Source organism: Candidatus Jidaibacter acanthamoeba (genome assembly GCF_000815465.1).
Lineage (GTDB): Bacteria > Pseudomonadota > Alphaproteobacteria > Rickettsiales > Midichloriaceae > Jidaibacter > Jidaibacter acanthamoebae.
Window position 1 is genome coordinate 109,478 of the sequence record NZ_JSWE01000124.1, and the last position, 23,974, is coordinate 133,451.

The window sequence follows — 23,974 nt, forward strand, 5'->3', positions numbered from 1 at the left end:
AAGCAGTGAGTAGTATTATCTATTTATACATTTTTTTCAACAAAGGCTTGTAATATTACTCAACTTTTTTTCATATCATATGTGAGCAACAAGCCCCCATCCTTAGTTAAAATATTAGCGGAAGCATTATATACAAGCGGATAATTATGATATCCGTGTCCGAAATACTTTGTTTTAAAAACCGGGATATCTACAGAATTTGCAAACCTGATTAATGCATCATTAACTGTTGAGTTCGCCCCTTCTTTTTCAAGAAAATCACCGAATATAATAGCTTTCGCCCCCTTAAGCACACCTGACTGTTTTAAGTGTTCAAGCATCCTATCAACTTTATAGCCTTCTTCATTTATATCTTCTAAGAAGATAATCTTATCTTTACTTTCTAACTCCCATTTTGTACCAATACTATTTTGTATAATCGCCAAATTCCCACCACTTAACTTACCTTTTAAATTAGAAAATTTAATTTTATTAAGTTGGAAATCAATAGGAATTTTAACCTCATATCCTTCTGTCTTAATCAAGCCTAAAAGAATTTCCAAATTTTTCGGATCTAATTTTTCAGTTATCTCTTTAGCTACAGAGCCGTGAATAGTATACCACCCCCATTTTTGGCTTAAAAAGAGGTGTAAGACCGTTATATCGCTGTATCCGATAAATATTTTTTCTTTTGAGGGCTTCTCTAAGTCATAAAGTTTTGATATGATTCGCATAGAACCATAACCTCCTCTTAGAGCCCAAATGATTTTTTGCTGTTCATCTTTTAAGCTTTTTATGAGATGATTTGCTCTATATTCATCCGTATTAGAGCAGAACAAAGTTTCCTTAAGTAAATCTTTAGGCATATCGATTTCAAATCCTAAGCTTCCGAATTTTTTAAGCATGGATTGTATGGTAGCTTTATTTACTTTGCCGCTTGCAGGGGCAATAATATTTATATTATTTAATTTCCGCAGAGAAGACGATCTATCCTCATCAACATGAGAAGCAAATGAGTTCACTGAAAAACTACCCACTATAAAAAATGAAATAAAAAATATACTTTTCATATTAACACAGCCGCAAGCACCAAACAAATTATTCTACTTTTTAGTTTTAATTAATTGCTAAAAAGCAACTTATTACAAGTTATTCTTCAAGTCAAAAGCCTTATAAAATACTTAAATATTAAAGTTTTATTAAAATCAGCTTGATTAATATGTTATTTGTTAATATAATTCACTTAATTCAATAATAAGGTAATAATATATGAGATATAATATAGATAAGGAGTTATTAACTATTGATATATTTAACGATCAACCTATCTCAGAAACGAATCCTGAAATCAAAAAATATATAAGAGTTTGGAGAAGTGTAATTTTTCAAGCAATAGTTGATGCAACAAATTGTTCTAAAAAGAAAAAGAATAAGATACTTAAAATAAAAGCTTTACAATGGTTAAACGGTAATTCACAGGATTTTATAGAAATTTGTTCTTATGCGGAACTTGACCCGGATTACGTTAGAAATAAGGTTATGCCTTGGATCCGAAACCACCGGAGAAACACTTTACCATACCATGAAAAAAGGGCAATAGACCTTAAGATTCATTAAAAACGCATCTCCGATTTTTTGCGCAATTTATTGACATATTGCTAAATTGCATTTAATAAACTAACTAAAATAATTAATTATTACTTGGTATACATGACTAAACCGTTAATGCCTAAAGCGACTGCTATTTGGCTTATTGAAAATACAACTTTGACATTTGGACAAATTGCAGAATTCTGCGGGCTACACCCGCTTGAAGTGCAAGGAATTGCCGACGGTGATGTAGCAAAAGGTATTATAGGGATTGATCCGGTAACCTCAGGTCAAATCACCAAAGAAGAAATAACCAGATGTGAAACTAACCCGAAACTTTATTTAACTCTTTCTGCCAATGCTCAAAAGCTGATGAAAGAACAAGCCAGGCAAAAGAAAAGCGCGAAATATACTCCCGTTGCCAGAAGGCAGGATAAGCCTGATGCAGTTGCATGGATAATTAAAAATTGCCCTGAACTTAATGATTCTCAAATCATGAAGTTAATCGGAACAACAAAAACAACCATTAATGCCGTTCGTGATAAATCCCATTGGAATTCTCCTAATATTAGGCCGCGTGACCCTGTATTACTCGGGCTTTGTACCCAGACTGAACTGGATAGAATCTATGATTTAGCTAAACAAAAATCTGTGCAAAAAGCACAGGAAGAAAAATCCGAAGCTATGAGAAAATTAGAAGAATAAATGTTTTCCAATCAATACATGCAGCAGGCATATGCGCTTGCATGTAAGGCTAATGATTCAGGTGAAGTTCCGGTTGGAGCAGTAGTTGTGTATAAGGAAAAGATTATCGGAGCAGCATATAATCAAGTGGAAGTTGCAAAAAACCCGCTCGCGCATGCGGAAATTTTAGCACTTGAGCAGGCTTTAGCTTTTACCTGTACAAAATATATTGAGCAATGCGAGCTATATGTTACATTAGAGCCCTGTCCTATGTGTGCACATGCTATATCTCTTGCCAAAATAAAGCGAATTTATTTCGGGGCATATGATGAAAAAGGCGGAGGCGTTGTTCATGGAGCAAAAATTTATAATTCGAGCTCATGTCATCATCATCCTGAAATTATAAGCGGCATAATGGAAGATGAATGCAGCAGGCTTCTAAAAAACTTCTTCAACAACTTAAGAAGATAAGAATAAATACTCCTTTTTTTAATTTAGTGCGTTATATTTTTTAAATTTTAAACTTGAATTATGGTTTAATACTACTATACCTTATCAAAATTGAAGTTATAAGGATTTTATATATGTTTAGTAAATTCGCCCCTAAAAAAAAGATGTTTCTGATTTTTATCCTAGGTTTTTCTTGTGGGCTACCTTTACCGTTAACTCTTTCTACTCTTTCAGCTTATTTATATGAGTATGGCTTTTCTCTTTCATCTATCGGGTTATTTGGACTTTCTCAACTCCCCTACTCATTAAAACCTTTTTGGTCACCGCTCCTTGATAATTTAAATCCCCCTTTTCTTTCATTCCTGGGCAAGCGACGCGGCTGGCTTATAATAATACAGGTATTCCTTTTTATTTTTATTTTATTGCTTGGGCAGTTTAACCCAAAAGAAAATATCTACCTGCTTGCAATGATAACTTTAGGAATGGCCTTTTTCTCTGCCAGTCAAGATATTATTGTTGATGCATTAAGGGTAGAGAGCTTAGAAGACGATGAGCAAGGTATGGGGGTTGCTTACTACACTTTCGGCTATAGAGCAGCAATGTTTATTGCTACTGCAGGAGCTTTATATTTAGCTGACATATTTAGTTGGTCATATGCTTTTTTTGTTTTATCTATACTATCCGCGTTCGGAATTATCTCCGCACTTCTTATGGATGAACCAAAACATCAAATTAGAGTGAATAACAATGCAAGCGGATGGTTTTATAACTCTTTTATAGTTCCTTTTTTAGATTTTACCAATCATCGAAACTGGTATTTAATTTTATTATTTGTAGCGCTATATAAATTATCCGATGCTTACCTCGGCGCTATGACTTCCCCGTTTTTACTTGAACAGAAGTTTTCAAAAATGGAAATTGCTGAAATCGTAAAATTTTATGGTGTATTTGCTACACTTTTAGGAACTTTTGCAGGAGGGTATTTAGTTAAATACATTAATATTTATGTTGCCTTATTTTGGGGTGGAATTATCTCCTCTGTCTCTAATTTAGCCTTTATATTATTATGCGGTACCGAACATGATATTCCAAGATTAATAGTAGTAATTACAATAGAAAACTTTGCAAGTGGATTAAGCTCAGCTACATTTGTTGCCTATATGGGAACTTTATGTAATCGCCAATTTACTGCCAGCCAATTTGCACTTCTTAGCTCACTCGCCTCTGTGGGAAGAACCACTCTTTCTTCAACATCAGGTTTTTTAGCTCAACAGATCGGATGGGTTGATTTCTTTATTTTCTCTGCCATACTGTGTTTACCGGCATTAATACTTTTAAAGTTTATTAATAATAGTAAAAAGGATAGCACATGGAATTCAAATACAAAACTCACGGAGACACAAGAGAATCAAATATAGTTTTTTTAGTCAGCGAAGAACTTAATTTACCGCAAGCGATAAACGACATTGATAAAAACGGATTAGTAAAAAATGCTTTATTAGCGGATAAAAGTTTTTCGGGAAAATTCGGCCAATTTTTAAGGATATTTGTTTCATCCGAAAATAAAACAAGTATGGTTATTTTAGTCGGAATAGGTAAAGCTGAAAAGCTTGATGAAAACAACCTGCTCAGCTTAGGAGGCAAGATTTCAGACCTGGCTAACCAGCTGAAACTTGAAAATTTAGAAATTTTCTTTGATAAAATTAGTAATCTGGCTTTAAAAGAAGCAGTGCTTGCTAACCAATTAATGCTTGGTATTAAACTTAAAAATTATAACTTCAATAAACATTTTGTTGCTAAAAAAGATGAGCATGTTCAATACCTAAAAAATATCTCTCTAAGTTTAACAGAAAGCACGGAAGCAGAGCAGTTAGCAAATTCTTATTCCAAAATTGCAGAAGGCGTTCATTTGACTCGTGATCTGGTTTCCGAGCCGCCTAATGTTATTTACCCGGCCTCTTTCGCTAAAAAGTGCGAAGAGTTAAAAAACCTTGGTGTTAAGATTACCGTCTTGGATAAAGCTGAAATGAAAAAGCTCGGCATGAACCTGCTTCTTGCCGTTGGCCAAGGAAGCGAGAATGACCCGTATACCGTAATTATGGAATGGAACGGCGATTTCGGATCTAAGGATGCACCGCTGGCATTCATCGGTAAAGGGGTTACTTTTGATAGCGGAGGGATTAATATTAAACCCTCAAGTGGGATTGCCGATATGAAATATGATATGGCAGGTGCCGGAGTAGTTACGGGACTTATGCATACGCTTGCGGCCAGGAAAGCTAAAGTTAATGTAATCGGGGCAATAGGTCTTGCGGAAAACATGCCATCCGGATCGGCGCAAAGGCCAAGTGATGTGGTTACTTCTATGTCAGGCCAAACGGTAGAGGTGGATAATACTGATGCCGAGGGAAGATTGGTTTTAGCAGATGTGCTTTGTTATGTTGAGCAAAAATATAAGCCAAGATTCATGGTTAACCTTGCTACCCTCACGGGCGCAATTGTAGTTGCTTTAGGTGACGGCCATGCCGGATTATTTTCTAATAATGATGCTCTTGCGGAGCAAATTTCAAAAGCCGGTAAAAAAACCGGTGAATTGGTTTGGAGAATGCCAATGTCCGAGCATTATGACAAACAAATTAATTCCGATATTGCAGATATTAAAAACACAGGCAGCGGAAACGGTGCAGGAAGTATTACTGCCGCTCATTTCCTACAGCGTTTTGTTAATAAATGCGCTTGGGCTCACCTCGATATAGCCGGAGTAACTTGGAATAAAAAAGGCACGGATATATCACCAAAAGGCGCCACAGGCTTTGGAGTAAGGCTACTTAACCAAATGATTGCGGATAATTTCGAGTGATATTTTAGTAAATCTGATTTTATAAAAGACGCGTCATTTACTTTTTAAATTGGCGCGTTTTATTTTTTTAGTAAGCATGCTTTGTATAACTCTGTTTTTAATTTTCCTTATCTATTAAAAATATATTGCAAGGTAACAAGTTATAACGTAAGTATTTCAAAAAATAGCACAACGGTATAGTGAAAGAATTATTAAATACTATTACGCAAGAAAAAGAAAACGATGCATTTGTTAATTGGGCTGTTAGTTTAAGCGTGCCATGCGGGATTGTCAGCGTTACTTTTATACCTTTTGCAATATTTTCAGATGTTGCTCGTTTTATTTCAATTGTAACCGGAACATTATATATAGGCGCAATGGTAGCTGAGCTTGCCATAAAGAAGGACTATATATATTTCTCACCTACTCAAACTACTATAGCACCTATAATAGGCATTTCCAATTCACAGGATTTTGACCCGGAAATTTTTGACTATTATAACCAAAGTTTAAGCAACCAAGGAACCGGCGATAGTTAAAAAAGTGATCCTGAAACCATTTGCTAAAGCTTATTTCACGTCCTTTTCTAAGAAAACCTTGCGGGATTAATACCTATATACTTAGCTCCTTTAACAAGGAAGTAAAATAAGGGATTGCTACATAGGGTGAAAAACAATTTATACATATAGCTGTTTACAATTAATATCAATGCCTGTTCTTTCGGCAGGACATCAAAAATAGCTAACAAGCTAATTACGAGAGTGGTATCAATCAGTAGCGAAATTGCAGTACTTAAATTACTCCTAAGCAACAAAAACTTTCCCCTCGAAAGCTTTTTAATCCGCATATAAAGAATAACATCCAATGATTGTGCAGCATAGCTTGCAATAATAGAGCTAATGAATGCAACATTAAATGAACCGAATATATGAGCAAATTCAGGATTACTGACTTTTGACCATACAGTTGCCTCTAATCGAGTAGCAATTATAACAATAAAAGCAACCATGATATTCATAATAACTGATAGCCTTACGCAAAACTTAGCTTTTTCAACCCCGTAAAACTCAGCTATTATATCGGCCACCATAAAGGTAAACGGGTATATTATAGCCCCGACGGATAATTCAAATGTGTAAAATGATAGAAGGGGTAAATAAACAAACTTTTGATAAATAAGATTACCGGTTGTTACCAATACGGAAAAAATTGCACATAAAGAAACATAAGTCTTTTCTCTAATATCCATATAAATGATTAATTACTTTTTGTGAATTGTGATTATATATTTATTTATATGCCTTGTATATATTGTGCATGTATTAATCTCTTATATTTAAAGTATTTTTATACTATATATTAAGCTATAAAAAATAAACATAACTAAGCCATGAAAACCCCTATTTTAAGTTTAAAGGAAGTAAGCCTGACTTTTGGTATTAAGCCTTTATTTGATCACCTATCCCTAAGCATTTATCCTGACGATCGCATTGCAGTCGTAGGACGTAACGGAGAGGGTAAATCCTCCCTACTTAAGGTGATAGCCGGATTATATGATTTAGACGGTGGAGAAAGGTGGGTTATGCCCGGTGTTGAGGTAGGTTATCTTCCTCAAGCTATTGATATTGAGGATCATAACTTAACCGTTTACGATTTCATATTAAGTGGAATTATGAAAGGGGAAATAGAAACCTCAAGTTATTTAATAGATATTATAATTGCTCCGTTAAAATTAGATCCGAATAACTTATTAAGCGAACTATCAGGGGGTTTACTTAGAAGAGCATTTCTTGCTAAGACATTAATCAGTAGCCCTAAAATACTGCTTCTCGATGAGCCGACCAATCACCTTGATATTGATACTATTGAGTGGCTTGAAGAGTATGTAAAAAGCTACCAAGGTGCTGTAGTCTGCATAAGCCATGATAAAGCTTTCCTAAAAAATATTTCAAATAAAACTTTTTGGCTTGATAGAGGAAAGCTGAAAGTTAATAACTTAGGATTTGAAAATTTTGAAAAATGGTCTTTGGAAGTTCTTGAACAAGAACAGCGAGAGCTAGAAAAAGCCGAGAAAAAGTTGGATGAAGAAGAATTGTGGAAAGTTCAGGGAATCTCGGCAAGGAGAAAGCGAAATCAAAAAAGATTAGCTGATTTATATACTTTAAGAGAAAAGACTCAGCAAGGTAAAGCCGCCCGTAAAATTTTGTTAAATAAAATTCATCTGGACCCGCTTACTCCAGTCCTTTCCTCAAAAATGGTTTGTGAGTTCAGAGACGTATATAAAACCTATGAAAATAAAAATATTTTAGAATCATTTTCCATGCGCATAATGCGTAATGATAAGATAGGTATTATCGGCTCAAACGGTACAGGTAAAACAACTTTTTTAAGACTATTAACGGGTGAAGAACAACCGGATAAAGGCTCGATTAAAATCGGAAAAACCGTTGAAGTAACATATTACGACCAAAAAAGAGTAGCTTTAAACCCTGATGACACTTTGTGGAAAACCTTATGTCCCGAAGGAGGGGAATATCTAAAAGTCGGCGAAAAATTTATGCATGTGGTCGCTTACTTAAAAAACTTCTTATTTGATCCGAAACAAGCGAGGGATAAGGTTGCAACCCTTTCGGGCGGACAAGCTAACCGGTTACTACTCGCTAAGGCATTAGCTAATCCGGGATCTTTGCTAATCTTAGATGAACCAACAAATGACCTCGATATGGATACATTAGAAATGATACAAGATGTTCTTACCGATTACCAAGGCACCTTAATTATTGTAAGCCATGATCGCGATTTCCTGGATAGTATTATCAACAAGACTATTTATTTTGAAGGTAACGGAGTGATTGAAGAATTCTTCGGCAGTTATACTGAACTTAGGAAAATAAAAGACGATCAAGCTAAAGCAAAGTCAAATAATAACTCAAAATCATCTCTTAAGTTAAAAGAAGAAACTAATAAAGATAAGGTACCTTCAGCTAAAAAGTTATCTTATAGCCTGCAAAGAGAATTGAGCCTTATGCCTGAAAAGGTACTGGAATTGGATCAACTAATAGAGCAATTGGAAATTATACTTTCCGAGCAGGATTTATACCAAACCGCACCGGATAAATTTGATGAAAAATCTAAACAACTGGAAGAAACCAGACAAAAACTTGAGGATACTTGGGCAAGATGGCAAGAACTGGAAAGCATGTTATAAGTTATAACATGCTTTCCTGCTTTGCTGATAAATGAATTTTATTTCGGCGCAAATTTATAATGCAGAATCAGTCTTCCAGATAATATTCAACGCTGGTTAGCACTCTTACCAACTTATCCGCAAAATAAGCATCATTAGTACCGTAAGACATATTATCCTGAGCTATTATAGTTTCTCGAGCGGAAATACTAAAGACTCCTTGAGAGGCACGCTTAATTTTACCGATTCTGCTTCCGGAATTAACGGCAAATTCTTCTGCGGCTTTTCTTGCTTCTTTAGTCGCATCTGCAAGCATTCCAGGCTTAATCTCATTTAGCTTGGTAAAGAAAAATTTAGGGCCGTTATATTTATATTCATCATAAGCAACGGTAATATTTTGCGCGATAATTTCTCCTATATTTTGACTTGCCTTTATTACTTCATCAATTTTTTTAGATTTCACTACAACTTCCGACTCCATAAAGTATCTGGGAGCCTTATTATTTTGATCATAATAACGCTGTGCAAGCTTATCGGATACCCTTATACTTTGGATTGCCACTTCATCTTCAGACAAATTATATTTTTTTAAAAAACTCTTTATTTTATTTATGTCATCATTAATTTTAGACTGTGCTGAAATTAAATTTTCATTAGCCGTATTAATCGGAATCACCCAAACCGAGCTATCAGCCTTAACTTTTTTCTCAGCAAGTCCCTTTACTTGTACAGTTCTATCCAGCATTTTTACATTACTGAAAGATTTAGCCATAATTGCAGCACTTCCGGTACTTCCTAAAAAGATTGAAAGAGCAAGTAGTGTAGATCCTAACTTCATATTTAATCCTCTTTAATGTTTAGTTGCTTTAATAATTTTTTAACTCTGCCTCCAGGAACTTCCCTTACTTCACTAGGGTTTAAATCGCCAAGTTCAAACTCATGATAGCTAACTCTGATAAGTCGGCTTACTTTAAGATCGAAATACTCGAAAGTTCTTCTTATTTCTCGATTTTTGCCTTCATTTAGAATAACAGTCACCCAAGTGTTAGTGGAAACTATTCTATCTACGGTAACTTTAATACTACCATATCTGATACCTTCAACAATAATTCCTGATTTTAACTTATCTATCATCTCATCAGTCACTCTACCATGCACTCGGCAACGATATTTTCTATCTAAATTAGAACTGGGAAGCTCCATTTCCCTTGCAAGCTCACCTGAATTAGTAAGTAGCAGTAGTCCTTCGCTATTTAGATCCAACCTTCCGACCGATATAACCCGAGGTAAACTCTTGGGTAATATCTCAAAAACAGTTTGTCTACCTTGGGAATCTCTGGTAGATGTGATAACTCCGGTCGGCTTATAAAATAGCCATAACCTTATCGGCTCTGCTGCTGAAATAATTTTACCCTGAACTTTAATTATATCCTGATCCGTTACATTTAAAGCCGGGCTTTGTATAACTTCAGAGTTCACTTCTACGCTACCCTGCTCTATCAGCCGCTCAGCTTCTCTTCTCGAGCACACTCCGCTTCGAGCAATAACTTTTGCAATTCTTTGTCCGCTATACATTGCATTCTCTTATAAAAGCATTAAATATTTTATAATCATCTTCAGTGGTTAAATATTCCGGATGCCATTGCACGCCTAAACAAAATTTATACTCACTATGTTCAATTGCTTCAATTACACGATCAGAAGCAAAAGCCGAAGCTATGGTATTATCTCCCGGCCTTTTGACTGCCTGATGATGAGTGCTGTTTACCATACTTTTATTACTTCCGATAATTTTATGAAGCAAGGTACCCGGCACTAACTCGATTTCATGGCTCGGTAAATGCTTAGGGCTCTTTTGCTCATGTTCAAGGCATTGCTCTACGGAATCAGGAATGTGTTGAATGAGAGAGCCGCCGAATATTACGTTTAACAGCTGTTCTCCTCCGCAAATTCCTAATATCGGTTTATTTTTAGCAAGCATGGCTCTCGTAATACTAAATTCAAAATCAGTTCTGTTATCTTTGGTTATAACTTTATCACTTATCACTCCTTCATTATAGAAGGATGGATCAATATCAAAATTACCACCTGTAATTATTAACCCGTCAATAATATCCGAATAGTTATCTTCAAATCCGACACCGTAAGGCAAAGCGATAGGAATGCCACCCGTCTCAATTACTGCTTTAATGTAATTTTCTCTTAGCGCATACCAAGGGTACGCTGAATATGATTTACTGGTTTCATGATCTAAAGTGATGCCGATTAATGGTTTTTTCATTAATAATTAGGGTTTCTTACACTCTTAATAAAATCTTCTATCATATTGGGGTCTTTTATTCCAGGAGAACTTTCAAGAGTTACCGAAGCATTTATCATAACGGCGCCTGAAACTCTTCGTGCATAATTGACGTTGTATTTATCTAAAGAGCCGGATAAGAACCAAGGTTTATCAATCTTTACTTTTTTTAAAAGCGACCAATCAAATTTATTTCCTGGCTTATCTATATATAAATTATTATCCGAGTACGATTCAAACAAATACATATCTGCAATTTCAGAGTATTTATTTATTACTTTTAAATCTTCTAATTTATTTACCCTTATAGTTTTTATGATCGGTAAACCGAAGCGGGATTTTATTTTTAATATATCATCTACCTCTTCATCCGAATGAAATTGAAGAATCTCAGGTTTATAATATTTTATAATATCTTCAATATTTGACTCATAAGTTGAAAGAACAGCAATTTTTTGAATTCTATTTGGGATTTCTTCGGTAATACTTTCCGCGAATTGTGGGGTAATATTTCTTGGAGAATACTTGTAAAAAACACAACTGATATAATCTACTTTATTCTTCACGGCAGCGTTAACTGCTTCTAAATTAGTTAACCCACATATTTTTATTTTTGGTACCATAAATCTATATAAGCCATAAGATATTTATATGCTAAAAAGCTAAAAGAAAAACCTTTTTTCTCATTTAATTGTAACTTACTAAGCTATCTAAATATTATATTAGAAAATTTGTTTAGTGTTGTCAAACCTAACTCTATTCTTTTTGTTTAATCGGAATACCGAATAGCTCAAGCCTATGCTCTACTATCTTATATCCAAGCTTTAATGCAATTTTTTCCTTTAGGATCTCAAGCTCTTCATCATAAAATTCAATAATTTTGCCACTTTGGATATCAATTAAATGGTGATGATGCTCTTTATCGTCTTCTTTAAACTCATACCGTGCCTTGCCTTCTCCAAGCTCCAATTTCTCAATGATTCTATATGATTCCAATAAATTTATCGTTCTATATACGGTCGCTAAGCTAATTTTCGGGTCAATTGCATTGGCTCTCATATATACTTCTTCTACATGAGGATGATCTTCCGAAGTTGCAATAACTTTCGCAATCACTCTTCTATGCTCAGTCATCTTCAAACCTCTTTCAAGGCAAATCTTCTCAATATCTAATGCCATCCGGATTTATCCAGTTGTTTAAATGAATAGTAAAATAAATATTGCAAAATGTAAATTCTAAGAAGTAATATGCGGCTAATAGTTTAAAATTATAATTTTATAAAGTTATCAATATGCCGGATGAAAAACAAAATAAAGTGAATATATTATGTATGAAGTGGGGAACCTTATATTCAGCGGATTATGTTAATAAACTATATAATATGGTTAAGCGTAATTTAACCTTACCCTTTGACTTCTACTGTTTTACGGAAGATGGGATAGGCATTTTACCTGAAATAAAAATTAAACCGCTGCCTGAAATCAGCATCCCGACTAAGAATCAAGTCTCTCCTTGGCGTAAACTAAGTATGCTCGCTTCCGATCTTGATGGTATAACTGGTAAAGCTTTGTTTTTAGATTTAGATAATATTATTATGGATAATATCGATTGTTTTTTCACCTATTCCGACAAGCTCTCTATAATTGAAAACTGGACTCAGAAAGGGCAAGGTATAGGTAACTCCTCGGTATATTATTTTGAAATCGGAAAATACGGCTATATCTTAGATAAATACAACCGAGACCCTGAAGCGGTAGTCAGCCGATATGATAATGAACAAATATTTGTTTCAAAGGAAATTGGTAAGGACTTAGTTTTCTGGCCTGAAGAATGGTGCAAAAGTTTTAAAAGGCACTGTATTGCCGGTCGTTTTATGAGGTTTTTTAAAGCTCCGATTATTCCTAAAGATGTTAAGATTATCGCTTTTCACGGGCATCCTCGCCCGCATGAAGCTTTAGAAGGCAGATGGCCTAAAAAGCTAATACCGTTCTTAAGAAAACCAAGCTGGCTTTCGGAATATTGGAGATAGTGTAATTTCATGTATGCCCATTGACTCGAAAGTTATCATTTCAAACAGTGGTTTGCCGGAATCCAAGCTGTTCGGGGATCTTTATTTTAGCCGTGAAGATGGGTTAGAAGAAACTAAATATGTATTTTTAAGTGGCAACCGCTTAGAAAAAATGTTTCAAGAACAGAAAATTTTTAAGATAGTTGAACTAGGTTTCGGCACCGGACTTAACTTTTTAGCTACCTTAAATTGTTGGAAACAGTATTATAGAGTTGGAAAAAAACTTAGCTATATAGGTATAGAAAGATTTCCACTCTCTTCTGAACAAATTTTTCAGGCACTTTCCCGGTGGCCGGAATTAGAACATAAATTATTACTTAAAAACTACCCTACTAAACACAGAGGTGTTTTTGAAATTAAAATGCTTGAATGGACAGTAGAGTTGACTCTCATATTTGATGATATAAACAATGCACTCAAGCATAACCTAAATTCTGTTGATGCTTGGTTTTTAGATGGGTTCGCGCCGAGTAAAAACCCTGATATGTGGAGCGAATTTATTTTTAAAAAAATGGCTGAATACTCAAGCGAATCAGCAACATTTGCAACTTTTACTGCAGCCTCTATGGTGAGAAAAGGCCTGGAAAAAGCAGGGTTTAATGTTTCTAAGCATAAAGGTTTCGGAAGAAAAAGAGATATGCTGGTCGGAAATATAAGAAGCAAACCTATTAATTACCCTAACCATTTGAGTAATATTATAACCGAAAAAAAAGCAATCGTAATTGGTGCCGGCATTGCAGGTGCTTCAGCTGCTTACTCATTGAATAAAAGGGGTTGGGAGGTAACAGTTTATGAAAAAGAGAATGATATTGCCCTCCGGGCTTCAGGTAATGATTGCGGCATTTTATATCCTAGAATAGAAGCTATTTGGAACAACATAACCGAGTTTTATTACCAAGCTTTTGAGCATTTACTCTACATTTTAAAACAAGATACTTTAAGTGAAATTTGCAGGTTTAATCAATGCGGACTACTTATTTTACCACAGAAGGAAGAGGAAATAGTTAGATTTAAAAAAATTGATCTTCATTCGAAAGAAAGTTATGTAAAGCTCATATCTTCCCTAGAGGCAAGTGAAATTTCCGGAGTAGAAATTAATAATCCTTGTTTATATCTGCCCCGAAGTGGTATACTCAGCATTCCTAAACTCTGCAAATTCATGCTTTCACAAGAAAGGATTCAAGTTAAAACAAATACTGAGATTACCGAGCTTAAGTTTGAGAATAACAGATGGCATATTTTTTCTCATGGTAGTTTAATAGATAGTGCTGAAACTCTTATCATCGCTAATTCTTATGCAGCGGAAACCCTACTTCCATTGCAATCAGCCCAAATACAAAAAATAAGAGGCCAAGTAACTTATTTGCCCGAGATGAAATCTGAGCTAAAAAGTGTGCTTTGTTACGGAGGATATATCACCCCCTCAAGGAATGGATACCACCACCTGGGAGCAACTTTTGACAAGCATTTTTTCTCATTAGAAACAAATCCCGAATCCTCATATAAAAATTTAGCACAATTGAATAAGTTTTTACCCGACTTCATTGATCAAGGTATAAATGCAGAAGAGCTGAAAGGCAGAGTGGGCATTCGGTGTTACAGTAAAGATAAGCTTCCCCTCATCGGTTTATGCCCTAATCCTGGCTTTTATAGTACTAATAATAATGGTCAGCATCCCTACCTTAAAGGATTGTATCTTTCAATTTGCCATGGTTCAAGGGGTGCTTTATCCGGAATTTTAGGTGGTGAAATTATTGCTTCACAAATAAACCAAGAACCGGCTAATCATACGATTACACAAGAAACTATTGATCTGATAAACCCTGCCAGGTTTTTACTAAGGGAACAAAGGAAATTACTTTAACACCATAATACAAAACTAAACTACATTTGGATAATTCTTTAGATATATAAAAACAATTAATATTTTTGTAATAAATTTATAAAACTTAGTCAAAGATCATTTTTTTATGTCAAGACCTAATTTGCACATTATCAATAAAACTATTATAATATTTGGAATATTATTAATAAAACAAGTAAAAGTATGCTACATAATTTTGATAACTATAACCAATATAATGTAATATCAAGTAGATATGAAATAAGGCTTATTTTTAGAAAGCTTGTAGACTTTAATTTTGTTAAAACATATATTTTTAAAAACTTGCCGGAAATTAAAGAAGCGGTAGCAATAGAAAATGATGACATCAACGCTATAGAAGCAATAACAGAGAAATTCTCAATTTTAATACATGCAGCAACATACAGTAACCCTGAAACAGTTAAATATTTAATAGAAAAAGGTGCCAATGTGAGCTATGAACGTCATATTAATCATGATGCACAACCTCATATAGCTATAATTGCATATACATTGCTTGCTGACTTTAAAACATTAGATACTTTAATTAGAGCCGGAGCTAACATAAATTTACATCACTTTAACACTCATATATTGCCTAAAAGCCGCCTTGAATTTAAAGAAAAGCTATATACTATCTTGAGAAATATATCAGATGAGTATAAAGAAAAGGTTACAAGTCGAATCATGGTAGAATTTGTCCTTACAGAGTGCTTAAATGTGAATATAAATGGCTTAATAAATGAAAGAAGTTTAAAAAATATTTTTACCACAATTTCTAATGAAGAAAATGACAGGATTGAGGACTTACGAATAAACTTACTGCGTCCTTTACATAATAATATAATTAATTCACGAGGGAGTTTATTAATAAGACTCAGCTTGTGTGTTAGCGCAGTTGCGGCTATTGCTGCACTGAGTTACTATGCCTCTCCTTTAGTCGCTATAGGAGTGGCAACCTGTTTAGCTGCATATACTACATATAAATATTTTTCATCTAATATAGCTTATAATTTTATAACAGATATTAATATTGTTAAGGAAAAAGTAAGCGAAAAAGCTCATAGTTTTGTTGAAGCTATAAAAGACAGTGGTGAAAAAGCCATTTCTTTTGTCAGATCATAGTTTACATATTAATTAGCTTTGCTTCTCTACCCTATTCCTTATTTCCTGAAATGATCTTTCATATAATATTTCACCATTTCTAAACACCTTATTAAGTAGGTTTTTATTCTCACCAAGCCGGCTTAAATTTATAGTAGAGAACTTATTTTCTTTATCTTGAATTAATGCAAGCCTACCTTTCTTTGATTTTTTAGAAAGATCGGTAATTGGATTTTTAGAAACCTCCGACCATTTTCCATTACAGCAAATAGCTGAAGCTTTCATTGCAAAAAGCATAGTATCCCTATTTAACTTTTGCAGTAAAGTTGCACCCATGCCGAAAGCAATATTATCTGCACTTTGCTTTTTGTTTTTCATTGCGGCTAATATAGCATCTATATTTTCTATAGAAACACCATCACCCTGAATAACCCTGAGATAATCGGGCAGCACCTTATAACCTTTGGAATTGGTATGATAACCAAACTTATCCATTAGCATCTCAATCGTATTGGTAACAACCGTAATCGGGTCTCCGCTATCCGGCCTGATTACTAATGTGCCGCCGTGATTCTTCACCTTATCGAAAAGTTGCTTGCCCCAAATATTTTCAATTGCATACCATATATCATATGAATCGGAAACCACAGCAACTAATTTTCCCCTTCCTCCACAAGTGTTTAAAATATGCTCATAAGCCTTACTTTCATTTTCTTTGCCATAAGCAATTATTGTCGAATGCTCAGCAGCAGGGATTGAGTAACCGGCCATCGGCTCATTATAATATTTCTTTGCACTTAAAATTCCCGAAATGGTATCAGAACCCTTAAAATTAACCAAATGCGCCATCCCGCCTATAGAAGCGGTTTCAAATGAGCTAGCTCCCCTTGCCCCGAAATCATGCAGCTTATATTCCAATCCCGCTAAGTTATCACAAGTTTCCGACATATATTTTTTAATAACCTGCTTACAGGTATATGAAATTGTGGCAACGGTAGTCGGATACCAAATCCCCCTTAGGAGCGCAGTTTCAATATAGGTAGTTAACCAAAAACATTTCGGATCAGTATTAATAACTTGCACTAAAACATTTTGCACGGGGATAATACTGCCTTCTTCCACTGCTTCAATTTCAATCGGAAGATATCCGTTATACTTATCTAATATATATTTCCATCCCTCTTTGTTAAACGGAAGCCCATGAACAGCAAGAAATTCCTCCGCTTCCTCAATATTTTCTTTATTGATCGGAGAAGTTAAATATTCTTTCAGGCAAGCCTGTAACCCGAAAAATATACTTTGCGGGAATATTCCACCCCTCGCTTCGATATAACAGGAAACATATTCAGTGTTAACCGGATACTGGAGGTAATGAGATGTCTTATATGAATCAGTATTAAGGATAAAATTTTTATTCATATTTTTCCTCCGTTTTTCCCCATAATACATAGCCTTGGTTGCGAATTGTCTGAAGGTACTGCGGGGTTTTATTAGTTCCTTCGATTTTAGCTCTAATTCTTGCTACTATAACATCTATTGTTCTTATATTAACATCTAAAAAGCATTCAATGATTTTATCACGGGTGACTATCTCTGCTGGTCTCTGAGCTAATATTTGCAATACTTTGGATTCATTAGTGGTAAGGTGTATATAATCACCGTTATTTTTTCTTAAATTGCTGCTTTCTATATCAAATGTATATTCACCGAATATACATCTACTACCTTGTTGCTTTCCTTCATTTCTTTTTAAAATATTTTGGATTCTAAGCAGTAATTCTTTCGGTTCGAAGGGTTTTGCTAGATAATCATCCGCTCCACTTTCCAGCCCATTTATTCTATCATCAACATTACCAAGCGCAGTTAGCATAATTACCGGGGTTTTCAGCTTATCTTTACTTCGCTTCAGAAACTCTAAGCCGGATTCCCCGGGCATTATGGTATCAAGTATTATTATATCAAAAATAAACTCGTCCAACTGTTCTTCACATTCTTTAATATCTTTTGCAGTCGATACTATATAACTATATTCCTTTAAAAACTTAGCAATTAAAAACCTAATTCTATCATCATCATCAACAACTAGGATATGTTTAAGCATTATTACTCAACTACTTTAGGAACGACAAAGCATCCATACTTGCTTGTCGGAGAATTTTTAAGCACAGCTTCCTGTATACCACCATCTGTAACCTCATCTTTCCTCCTCGGTAATTCCGCATTGATAACACTTCTTAGCGGCTCAATACCCTCAGTTTCCGCTTCATTTAATTGCTCAACCCAATTCAAAATACTATTCAACTCTTTTTCATAGCCGCTAGCCTCCTCATCAGTGATACGGATTCTCGCTAAGTGAGCAATTTTTTTAACAACAGAACTATCTATAGACATTGGCTTAGAAAATAAGTTAATATATATAAACTTTTTTATATCATTATCAGATTTTTTCAAGCAATGATTTTTGAGAACCATCAAAACTTTTTAAGCACTATAAAGCAGAATTCCTCACATTATAAACTTATGGCATTGGATGTGGGAGGTAAAAAAATCGGCCTTGCGACTTCTCATGTCAGTTTAAATGTTGTTACTCCTTATAAAGTAATATTACGTAAAAACTTAAAGGCAGATATAGCTTTATTGAAGCATGAGATTATGGAAAACAATATCCAAGGGTTAGTAATAGGGTTGCCTATATCTTCTAGCGGGGAGCATACAGAAAACACTCAAAAAATGGTTATTTTTGCCAATAAGCTTTCAGGAAGTGCTGATACCCCAATAACTTTTTATGATGAGCGATACAGCACGAAACTTGCCGATGTAATGCTAAGAGATTTAGATATGAATCGGAAGGAACGTAATCAAATCGACGATCAGATCTCCGCAAGTATAATTTTAGAAGATTTTCTAAAGTTAAATAATCAATATTTATAATTCCGGTAATTTACTATTCTTCTCTTGGTGCCTCGCTAATTTTCTTTACCTCTTCAAAGTCACTGAAGCGATATTTCACATCACCGATAATTTGATAGTCTTCATGGCCTTTACCGGCAACAATTAAGGTATCACCCTCTTTAAGGTTATAAATTGCAAGCCTAATCGCAGCTCTTCTTCCTTCAATTTCAAGTGCGCCTTGAGTTCCGCTTAGTACTTCTTTTCTAATCTGCTTAGCATCTTCATTTCTCGGGTTATCATCGGTAACTATAACTTGATCCGCTAAGCGAGATGCAATCTCACCCATAATCGGTCGCTTTGATTGATCACGATCTCCGCCGCAGCCGAATAGTATATGAAGTTTTCTTGAGGTAAACTTTCTTGCAGAGATCAGCACTTTTTCTAATGCATCAGGTTTATGAGCATAATCAATAAAGATTTGTGCACCTCTATATTCCCCGACCTTTTCAAGCCTCCCTACCGCAGGTAAAAGAGACGGAATAGCGGAGACAGCATCTTTAATATTTATATCGCTTGCAGCTATTAAACCAAGTGCACAAGCCAAATTATACTTTTGGAATTCAGCATTTAATGGAAACTTAGTTTCAAACTTCTCCCCAAATACAGCAATATTCAATGACTCATTGTTTTGAGAAAATGTAATGTCCGTATCTTTAGCTCCATAAGAGATAACCTGAATATTTCTCGCTCTGCAAATAGATAATAGACTATCGAACTCTTTAATGTCTTTATTCAACACAGCAATGGAACCAACAGGCAACAATTCTGAAAAAAGTCTAAGCTTAGCTGTGAGATATGCTTCCAGAGTTTTATGATAATCTAAGTGATCTTGAGTAAAATTGGTGAACCCGCCGGCTTTGAAGGCTACCCCATCTAATCTATATTGATCCAAGCCATGGCTTGAAACCTCGATTGCCGTGTGAGTTATATTTTCTCTGACTAAATCTTTGAGAACAGAATGCAGCTTTACAGGATCAGGCGAGGTCATGGTTCCTAATGAATCATACTCGAGTTCATTGGATATCACTCCTAAAGTACCTATACTTGCAGTTCTTATGCCTACATGTTCAGCCATTTGTCTATAGAACCCGACGGTAGAGGTTTTACCGCTCGTTCCCCCGACGCCGACTATATTTTTCGGCTGATGTAGATAAAATTTAGCAGCAATAATTGCTAATTCTTTTCTTGGGTTTTCAACAAAATGATAGGTTACCCCGGGCTTTTGGGTAATCTTTGAAGAAGAAGCAACAATAATTTGGGTAGCACCTTTTTCTATGGCTTCATCAATAAAATCTTCACCATTAAATTTCTCTCCCCGTATAGCCACATAAATATTTCCCTTTTCAACTATTCTTGAATCGAAAGCAATCCCGGTAGCTCTACTTAGGTCGGTCATTTTTCATCCCCAACCTTAAGTGCCGCAATAAATGCGGATTGCGGGATATCAACCCTACCGATTGACCTCATTTTCTTTTTACCTTCTTTCTGCTTATCTAAAAGTTTACGTTTCCTGGAAATATCTCCGCCGTAACATTTAGCGGTTACATCTTTTCTAAGCGCACTGATCGTTTCACGTGCAATAATTTTTCCACCGATTGTAGCTTGAATCGGGATGGTAAACATATGCTTCGGAATTAAATCTTTAAGCCTAATGCACATTTCTCTTCCTCTCTGCTCGGAGCGGGATTTATGAACGATTATTGAAAGCGCATCCACCGGCTCAGAGTTTACCAGAATAGTAAGCCGCACCAAATCACTCTTCATGTGGCAATCAAATTGCCAGTCGAAACTTGCATAGCCTTTTGAGCAGGATTTTAGCCTATCATAAAAATCATATACCACTTCATTAAGTGGTAGCCTATAAACTAACATAGCTCTGCTGCCCACATAAGTAAGATCGAGTTGCTCGCCTCGCTTCTCCGTACATAAACTTAACACCGAACCCAAGTACTCATCCGGCACCATAATGGTCGCTTTAATCCACGGCTCTTCCATGAATTCAATATGCGTCGGGTCAGGCATATCAGAAGGATTATGAACCTCGAGCACTTCGCCATTTCTAAGGTGAACTTTATATATTACACTCGGTGCAGTGGTAATAAGATCAAGGTTATATTCCCTCTCCAGCCGTTCTTGAATGACTTCCAAGTGAAGTAATCCTAAAAACCCGCATCTGAACCCGAAACCCAATACAGTTGAAGTCTCGGCTTCAAATTCAAAACTTGCATCATTAAGCCTTAGCTTAGCAAGGCTTTCTTTTAATACGTTAAAGTCACTTGCATCGGTCGGATAAAGGCCGCAAAACACTACCGATTGGGTTGGTTTAAATCCCGGTAATGCTTTATCGCAAGGGTTTTTATCATCGGTTAAAGTATCCCCGACCTTACAATCCGCCACCTGCCTGATTGAAGCGGTGATAAACCCGACTTCCCCCGCGGATAATGCATCAGCCATAACTTTTTTAGGGGTAAAAATACCAACGCTGTCAACGTTATAAGTTGCATTATTGGACATCATCTTGACCTTCATTCCTTTACGAATGGAGCCGTCTATTATACGCAAAAGAATAACTACTCCGAGATAAGCATCATACCAACTATCCACAAGCAATGCCTTAAGCGGCTTCTCCGCCTCGCCTTTAGGTGCCGGAAGCTGGTTAACTATTGCTTCTAATACTTCATCAATTCCGATACCAGTTTTAGCAGAAATATGTACTGTAGAAGAGGTATCAAGCCCAATTACTTCGGTAATTTGCTCTTTAACTCTTTCGGGGTCGGCTGCCGGTAAATCTATTTTATTTAATACCGGGATAATCTCATGATTATTTTCAATTGCTTGATAAACGTTTGCTAAGGTCTGCGCTTCTACTCCCTGACTTGCATCAACTACCAGGATTGAGCCTTCGCAGGCGGCAAGAGACCTACTTACCTCATAAGCAAAATCAACATGCCCCGGGGTATCAATTAAATTTAAAATATAAATTTTTCCATCTTTAGCTTTATAATTCAGCCTTACGGTTTGGGCTTTAATCGTAATACCCCTTTCCTGCTCAATATCCATTGAATCAAGCACTTGCTTAGTCATTTCCCGTTTTTCTAATCCCCCGCAAGTTTCAATCAACCTATCCGCCAGAGTAGATTTACCGTGGTCAATATGTGCAACAATTGAAAAATTTCTTATTAATAAAAGATCAGTAGCCATTTTTTACAAGTATCATTTTATATGGCATGAATGATACATGCATTCAATTTAAGCCTCAAGCTAAAAGATTTTAATATCTTAGCTTTCTTTACACACCATTTATAGCTGGCTCATTTTGAGTCCTTTCATTATTAATTTTCTGCCGCCAACTGAAAGGCTTATCATCGGATAACTCTACTGCCATCGGCACTTCTTCTTCTGCGTAATAATTATTTAGTTTTTCAATGCAAAAGTTATTATCATTACCATTTTCCATGTTTTCACCCGGCTCATAATTATTCTTCTCAAGCAAACTATAAATAATATTTCTATTATGCTCTATAATCTGATTTAACTCATGAATTTCTGATAAGCTTCCCTGATGAATTCCATGGAGCCGATTATATAATGCTTTATAAAAATTTTTCTTATTATTTAATTTTTTAAGTTCTTCGCTTTGTGCATAAATTATTTCCCATAATACTCGCACTTGGGGTTTCAAGCTTTTCTAATTTTTTACTGTTAAAAGCTTCTTGAGAATGATCGCTTGAAATTAGTGCATCTGAAGAGTTATAGCTTAGTGAATTATCTGGCTTCGCATACATAAAAACCTGCTTATTGCTATTAAATAAATATAACCTTTACTTTCCGCGGAAAGATGGGTTATCATTGGATATCATTCTTTCCTGCCAATATCCCGGTGCCCTCTCAATCGGCTGCGTGCTATACTCCGGCTGTGTTATAAGCGTACCCTCCTCAGGAGGTAGAGTCATAAATTGCTCAAGAGCTTTGAATGTAAATTGCTCAGTAGCAAACCTTGAATTTTCCGGGCTGGATTCAAAATTAAACAGATTAGCATGAGGTTGGCCGGATAGGGCTGTAGAAGTTTCGGTATATTCCGGTTGTCTAATAATTTGTTGCTTAAGAAGAGCATTTTCTTCTTTTATTTTTTCTAACTCATTTTGTTTTTCTTCCAGTTCCACTTGCTTTAATAAACAAAACTCCTCCCAGCGCCCGGCAATACTTATCGAACGGTCATTATTATTCTTTAATTCGGCCAAACTTTCTTCTAAGGCTGTTTTCTCTCTTTGTAATTCACTAAGCTTCTCATTTAAAGCTGCATACTCCTTTTGTACACCAAGAATTTCACTTCTAAAACCCCCCTCTCTTTTTTTTAAGTATTCAAGGCACTTAAATAAATTTTTATTATCTTCAGTCAAGCTCTCAACTTTCGCTCGCAAAACCCCATTTTCATCATTTAAACGAGTTTTTTCTTTCCACAAGCTACCGTTTTGACTTCGCCAATTACCTATCTCTTTTTGTAAATCTTTTTTATTTTGCTCTAGATTAGCAATTCTTTTTAATAATTTTTCTTCGTTTTTTCTTGCATTAGCTTCGTTTTCTATTGCTAACTTTTGTTCTCTTCTTATTTTTTCATCCAAAAAGCTCCCTAAGGAAGTATTACTACTACTTATGCTGCCTAAATCTCTTAGCCATTCGCTTAGAAAACCATTCCCACTCGCGTTATCTTGGTAAGGCGAATTTTGTTCCGGATTTTCTATCCTCCTTTTTTTACGTTCAGGCTGCGATGCGCTTGCAACCTCAGTGTGACGTGGCCTTATCGGAACATGGCTATACCCGTTTCCATTTGCATTCCCCCTATCCTGCATAGTGCTTCCCCCCTTTTAAGTTATACTCTTTGTGAAACTCAATCACTATACTATAAAGAGCTAATATAATTATCAAATACTTTTCTTTCTCTATTCTTCAATTAAAT

26 protein-coding genes are annotated in these 23,974 nt (G+C 35.4%); 11 read left to right on the forward strand and 15 right to left on the reverse strand.

Going from position 1 to position 23,974, the window contains the following annotated elements:
- Positions 1–59 precede the first annotated feature (59 nt).
- Entirely contained in the window at positions 60–1,049 is a 990-nt protein-coding gene (locus NF27_RS06070; RefSeq protein WP_039457058.1) for a S66 peptidase family protein, read from the reverse strand.
- Between the two features lie 199 nt (positions 1,050–1,248).
- Between NF27_RS06070 and NF27_RS06075 the strand changes: the two genes are divergently transcribed.
- The 6 genes from NF27_RS06075 (at position 1,249) to NF27_RS06100 (ending at position 6,081) form a co-directional block, all read left to right on the forward strand.
- Positions 1,249–1,596, forward strand: coding sequence for a hypothetical protein (locus NF27_RS06075; protein ID WP_053332632.1), 348 nt, complete (start codon positions 1,249–1,251; stop codon positions 1,594–1,596).
- A 93-nt stretch (positions 1,597–1,689) separates the two neighbouring features.
- Positions 1,690–2,274, forward strand: a complete 585-nt coding sequence (locus tag NF27_RS06080; protein ID WP_038538028.1) for a DUF1013 domain-containing protein — start codon at positions 1,690–1,692, stop codon at positions 2,272–2,274.
- On the forward strand, positions 2,275–2,724 hold the full coding sequence (locus NF27_RS06085; protein WP_039457061.1) for a nucleoside deaminase: 450 nt from the start codon (positions 2,275–2,277) through the stop codon (positions 2,722–2,724).
- A 113-nt stretch (positions 2,725–2,837) separates the two neighbouring features.
- On the forward strand, positions 2,838–4,121 hold the full coding sequence (locus tag NF27_RS06090; RefSeq protein WP_053332633.1) for an AmpG family muropeptide MFS transporter: 1,284 nt from the start codon (positions 2,838–2,840) through the stop codon (positions 4,119–4,121).
- A complete protein-coding gene (locus NF27_RS06095) occupies positions 4,073–5,563 on the forward strand; it encodes a leucyl aminopeptidase (protein WP_039457064.1) in 1,491 nt (496 codons plus the stop codon). The genes NF27_RS06090 and NF27_RS06095 overlap by 49 nt, the downstream gene beginning before the upstream one ends.
- Positions 5,564–5,742: 179 nt before the next feature.
- Complete coding sequence (locus tag NF27_RS06100) at positions 5,743–6,081, forward strand: hypothetical protein (RefSeq protein WP_039457067.1); 339 nt, start codon at positions 5,743–5,745, stop codon at positions 6,079–6,081.
- Positions 6,082–6,128: 47 nt separating this feature from the next.
- Here the strand turns inward: NF27_RS06100 and NF27_RS06105 are convergent, their stop codons facing one another.
- Positions 6,129–6,791 (reverse strand): queuosine precursor transporter, encoded by a 663-nt coding sequence (locus NF27_RS06105; RefSeq protein ID WP_053332634.1) that lies wholly within the window; start codon positions 6,789–6,791, stop codon positions 6,129–6,131.
- A gap of 141 nt (positions 6,792–6,932) precedes the next feature.
- On the opposite strand from NF27_RS06105, the gene NF27_RS06110 reads away from it, so the two are divergent.
- On the forward strand, positions 6,933–8,750 hold the full coding sequence (locus tag NF27_RS06110; RefSeq protein ID WP_039457069.1) for an ABC-F family ATP-binding cassette domain-containing protein: 1,818 nt from the start codon (positions 6,933–6,935) through the stop codon (positions 8,748–8,750).
- A gap of 67 nt (positions 8,751–8,817) precedes the next feature.
- On the opposite strand, the gene NF27_RS06115 is transcribed toward NF27_RS06110, so the two are convergent.
- The 5 genes from NF27_RS06115 to NF27_RS06135 form a co-directional block, all read right to left on the reverse strand.
- Entirely contained in the window at positions 8,818–9,567 is a 750-nt protein-coding gene (locus NF27_RS06115) for an SIMPL domain-containing protein (protein ID WP_039457071.1), read from the reverse strand.
- A 2-nt stretch (positions 9,568–9,569) separates the two neighbouring features.
- Positions 9,570–10,304, reverse strand: coding sequence for a pseudouridine synthase (locus NF27_RS06120; protein ID WP_053332635.1), 735 nt, complete (start codon positions 10,302–10,304; stop codon positions 9,570–9,572).
- A complete protein-coding gene (locus tag NF27_RS06125; RefSeq protein WP_039457073.1) occupies positions 10,297–11,010 on the reverse strand; it encodes a gamma-glutamyl-gamma-aminobutyrate hydrolase family protein in 714 nt (237 codons plus the stop codon). Before NF27_RS06125 ends, NF27_RS06120 begins: the two co-directional genes overlap by 8 nt.
- Positions 11,010–11,651 (reverse strand): phosphoribosylanthranilate isomerase, encoded by a 642-nt coding sequence (locus NF27_RS06130; protein WP_039457074.1) that lies wholly within the window; start codon positions 11,649–11,651, stop codon positions 11,010–11,012. Before NF27_RS06130 ends, NF27_RS06125 begins: the two co-directional genes overlap by 1 nt.
- Before the next feature lie 133 nt (positions 11,652–11,784).
- Complete coding sequence (locus tag NF27_RS06135) at positions 11,785–12,207, reverse strand: Fur family transcriptional regulator (protein WP_038538054.1); 423 nt, start codon at positions 12,205–12,207, stop codon at positions 11,785–11,787.
- A gap of 113 nt (positions 12,208–12,320) precedes the next feature.
- Between NF27_RS06135 and NF27_RS06140 the strand changes: the two genes are divergently transcribed.
- The 3 genes from NF27_RS06140 to NF27_RS06150 all read left to right on the forward strand — a co-directional run bounded on the left by NF27_RS06140 (position 12,321) and on the right by NF27_RS06150 (position 16,086).
- Entirely contained in the window at positions 12,321–13,058 is a 738-nt protein-coding gene (locus NF27_RS06140) for a hypothetical protein (RefSeq protein WP_039457077.1), read from the forward strand.
- Between the two features lie 13 nt (positions 13,059–13,071).
- Positions 13,072–14,961: a bifunctional tRNA (5-methylaminomethyl-2-thiouridine)(34)-methyltransferase MnmD/FAD-dependent 5-carboxymethylaminomethyl-2-thiouridine(34) oxidoreductase MnmC gene (gene mnmC / locus NF27_RS06145; RefSeq protein ID WP_039457080.1), complete on the forward strand. Its 1,890-nt coding sequence runs from the start codon at positions 13,072–13,074 to the stop codon at positions 14,959–14,961.
- A gap of 183 nt (positions 14,962–15,144) precedes the next feature.
- The gene (locus NF27_RS06150; RefSeq protein ID WP_039457081.1) at positions 15,145–16,086 is read left to right on the forward strand and encodes a hypothetical protein; all 942 of its coding nucleotides are present in this window, start codon (positions 15,145–15,147) and stop codon (positions 16,084–16,086) included.
- A 12-nt stretch (positions 16,087–16,098) separates the two neighbouring features.
- Here the strand turns inward: NF27_RS06150 and NF27_RS06155 are convergent, their stop codons facing one another.
- From NF27_RS06155 to gatC, 3 genes are read right to left on the reverse strand one after another with little or no spacing between them, the layout of a single operon-like run.
- On the reverse strand, positions 16,099–17,484 hold the full coding sequence (locus tag NF27_RS06155; RefSeq protein ID WP_039457084.1) for a nicotinate phosphoribosyltransferase: 1,386 nt from the start codon (positions 17,482–17,484) through the stop codon (positions 16,099–16,101).
- Positions 17,477–18,166 (reverse strand): response regulator transcription factor, encoded by a 690-nt coding sequence (locus tag NF27_RS06160; protein WP_039457087.1) that lies wholly within the window; start codon positions 18,164–18,166, stop codon positions 17,477–17,479. The genes NF27_RS06155 and NF27_RS06160 overlap by 8 nt, the downstream gene beginning before the upstream one ends.
- Positions 18,167–18,168: 2 nt before the next feature.
- Positions 18,169–18,456, reverse strand: coding sequence for an Asp-tRNA(Asn)/Glu-tRNA(Gln) amidotransferase subunit GatC (gene gatC / locus NF27_RS06165; protein WP_039457357.1), 288 nt, complete (start codon positions 18,454–18,456; stop codon positions 18,169–18,171).
- 63 nt (positions 18,457–18,519) lie between these two features.
- Between gatC and ruvX the strand changes: the two genes are divergently transcribed.
- Positions 18,520–18,996 (forward strand): Holliday junction resolvase RuvX, encoded by a 477-nt coding sequence (gene ruvX, locus NF27_RS06170; protein ID WP_039457089.1) that lies wholly within the window; start codon positions 18,520–18,522, stop codon positions 18,994–18,996.
- Positions 18,997–19,009: 13 nt separating this feature from the next.
- Here ruvX and NF27_RS06175 read toward each other — a convergent pair whose 3' ends face one another.
- The 5 genes from NF27_RS06175 to NF27_RS06190 all read right to left on the reverse strand — a co-directional run bounded on the left by NF27_RS06175 (position 19,010) and on the right by NF27_RS06190 (position 23,867).
- Positions 19,010–20,413 carry a UDP-N-acetylmuramoyl-L-alanyl-D-glutamate--2,6-diaminopimelate ligase gene (locus NF27_RS06175; protein WP_053332636.1) on the reverse strand — a complete coding sequence of 468 codons (1,404 nt, stop codon included), beginning with the start codon at positions 20,411–20,413 and terminating at the stop codon, positions 19,010–19,012.
- Positions 20,410–22,218 (reverse strand): translation elongation factor 4, encoded by a 1,809-nt coding sequence (lepA, locus tag NF27_RS06180; protein ID WP_039457092.1) that lies wholly within the window; start codon positions 22,216–22,218, stop codon positions 20,410–20,412. The genes NF27_RS06175 and lepA overlap by 4 nt, the downstream gene beginning before the upstream one ends.
- A gap of 88 nt (positions 22,219–22,306) precedes the next feature.
- Positions 22,307–22,687: a hypothetical protein gene (locus NF27_RS06185; RefSeq protein WP_039457094.1), complete on the reverse strand. Its 381-nt coding sequence runs from the start codon at positions 22,685–22,687 to the stop codon at positions 22,307–22,309.
- Complete coding sequence (locus NF27_RS12475) at positions 22,641–22,802, reverse strand: hypothetical protein (RefSeq protein WP_161791820.1); 162 nt, start codon at positions 22,800–22,802, stop codon at positions 22,641–22,643. Before NF27_RS12475 ends, NF27_RS06185 begins: the two co-directional genes overlap by 47 nt.
- A 36-nt stretch (positions 22,803–22,838) precedes the next feature.
- Entirely contained in the window at positions 22,839–23,867 is a 1,029-nt protein-coding gene (locus NF27_RS06190; protein ID WP_039457096.1) for a hypothetical protein, read from the reverse strand.
- Positions 23,868–23,974: the final 107 nt, after the last annotated feature.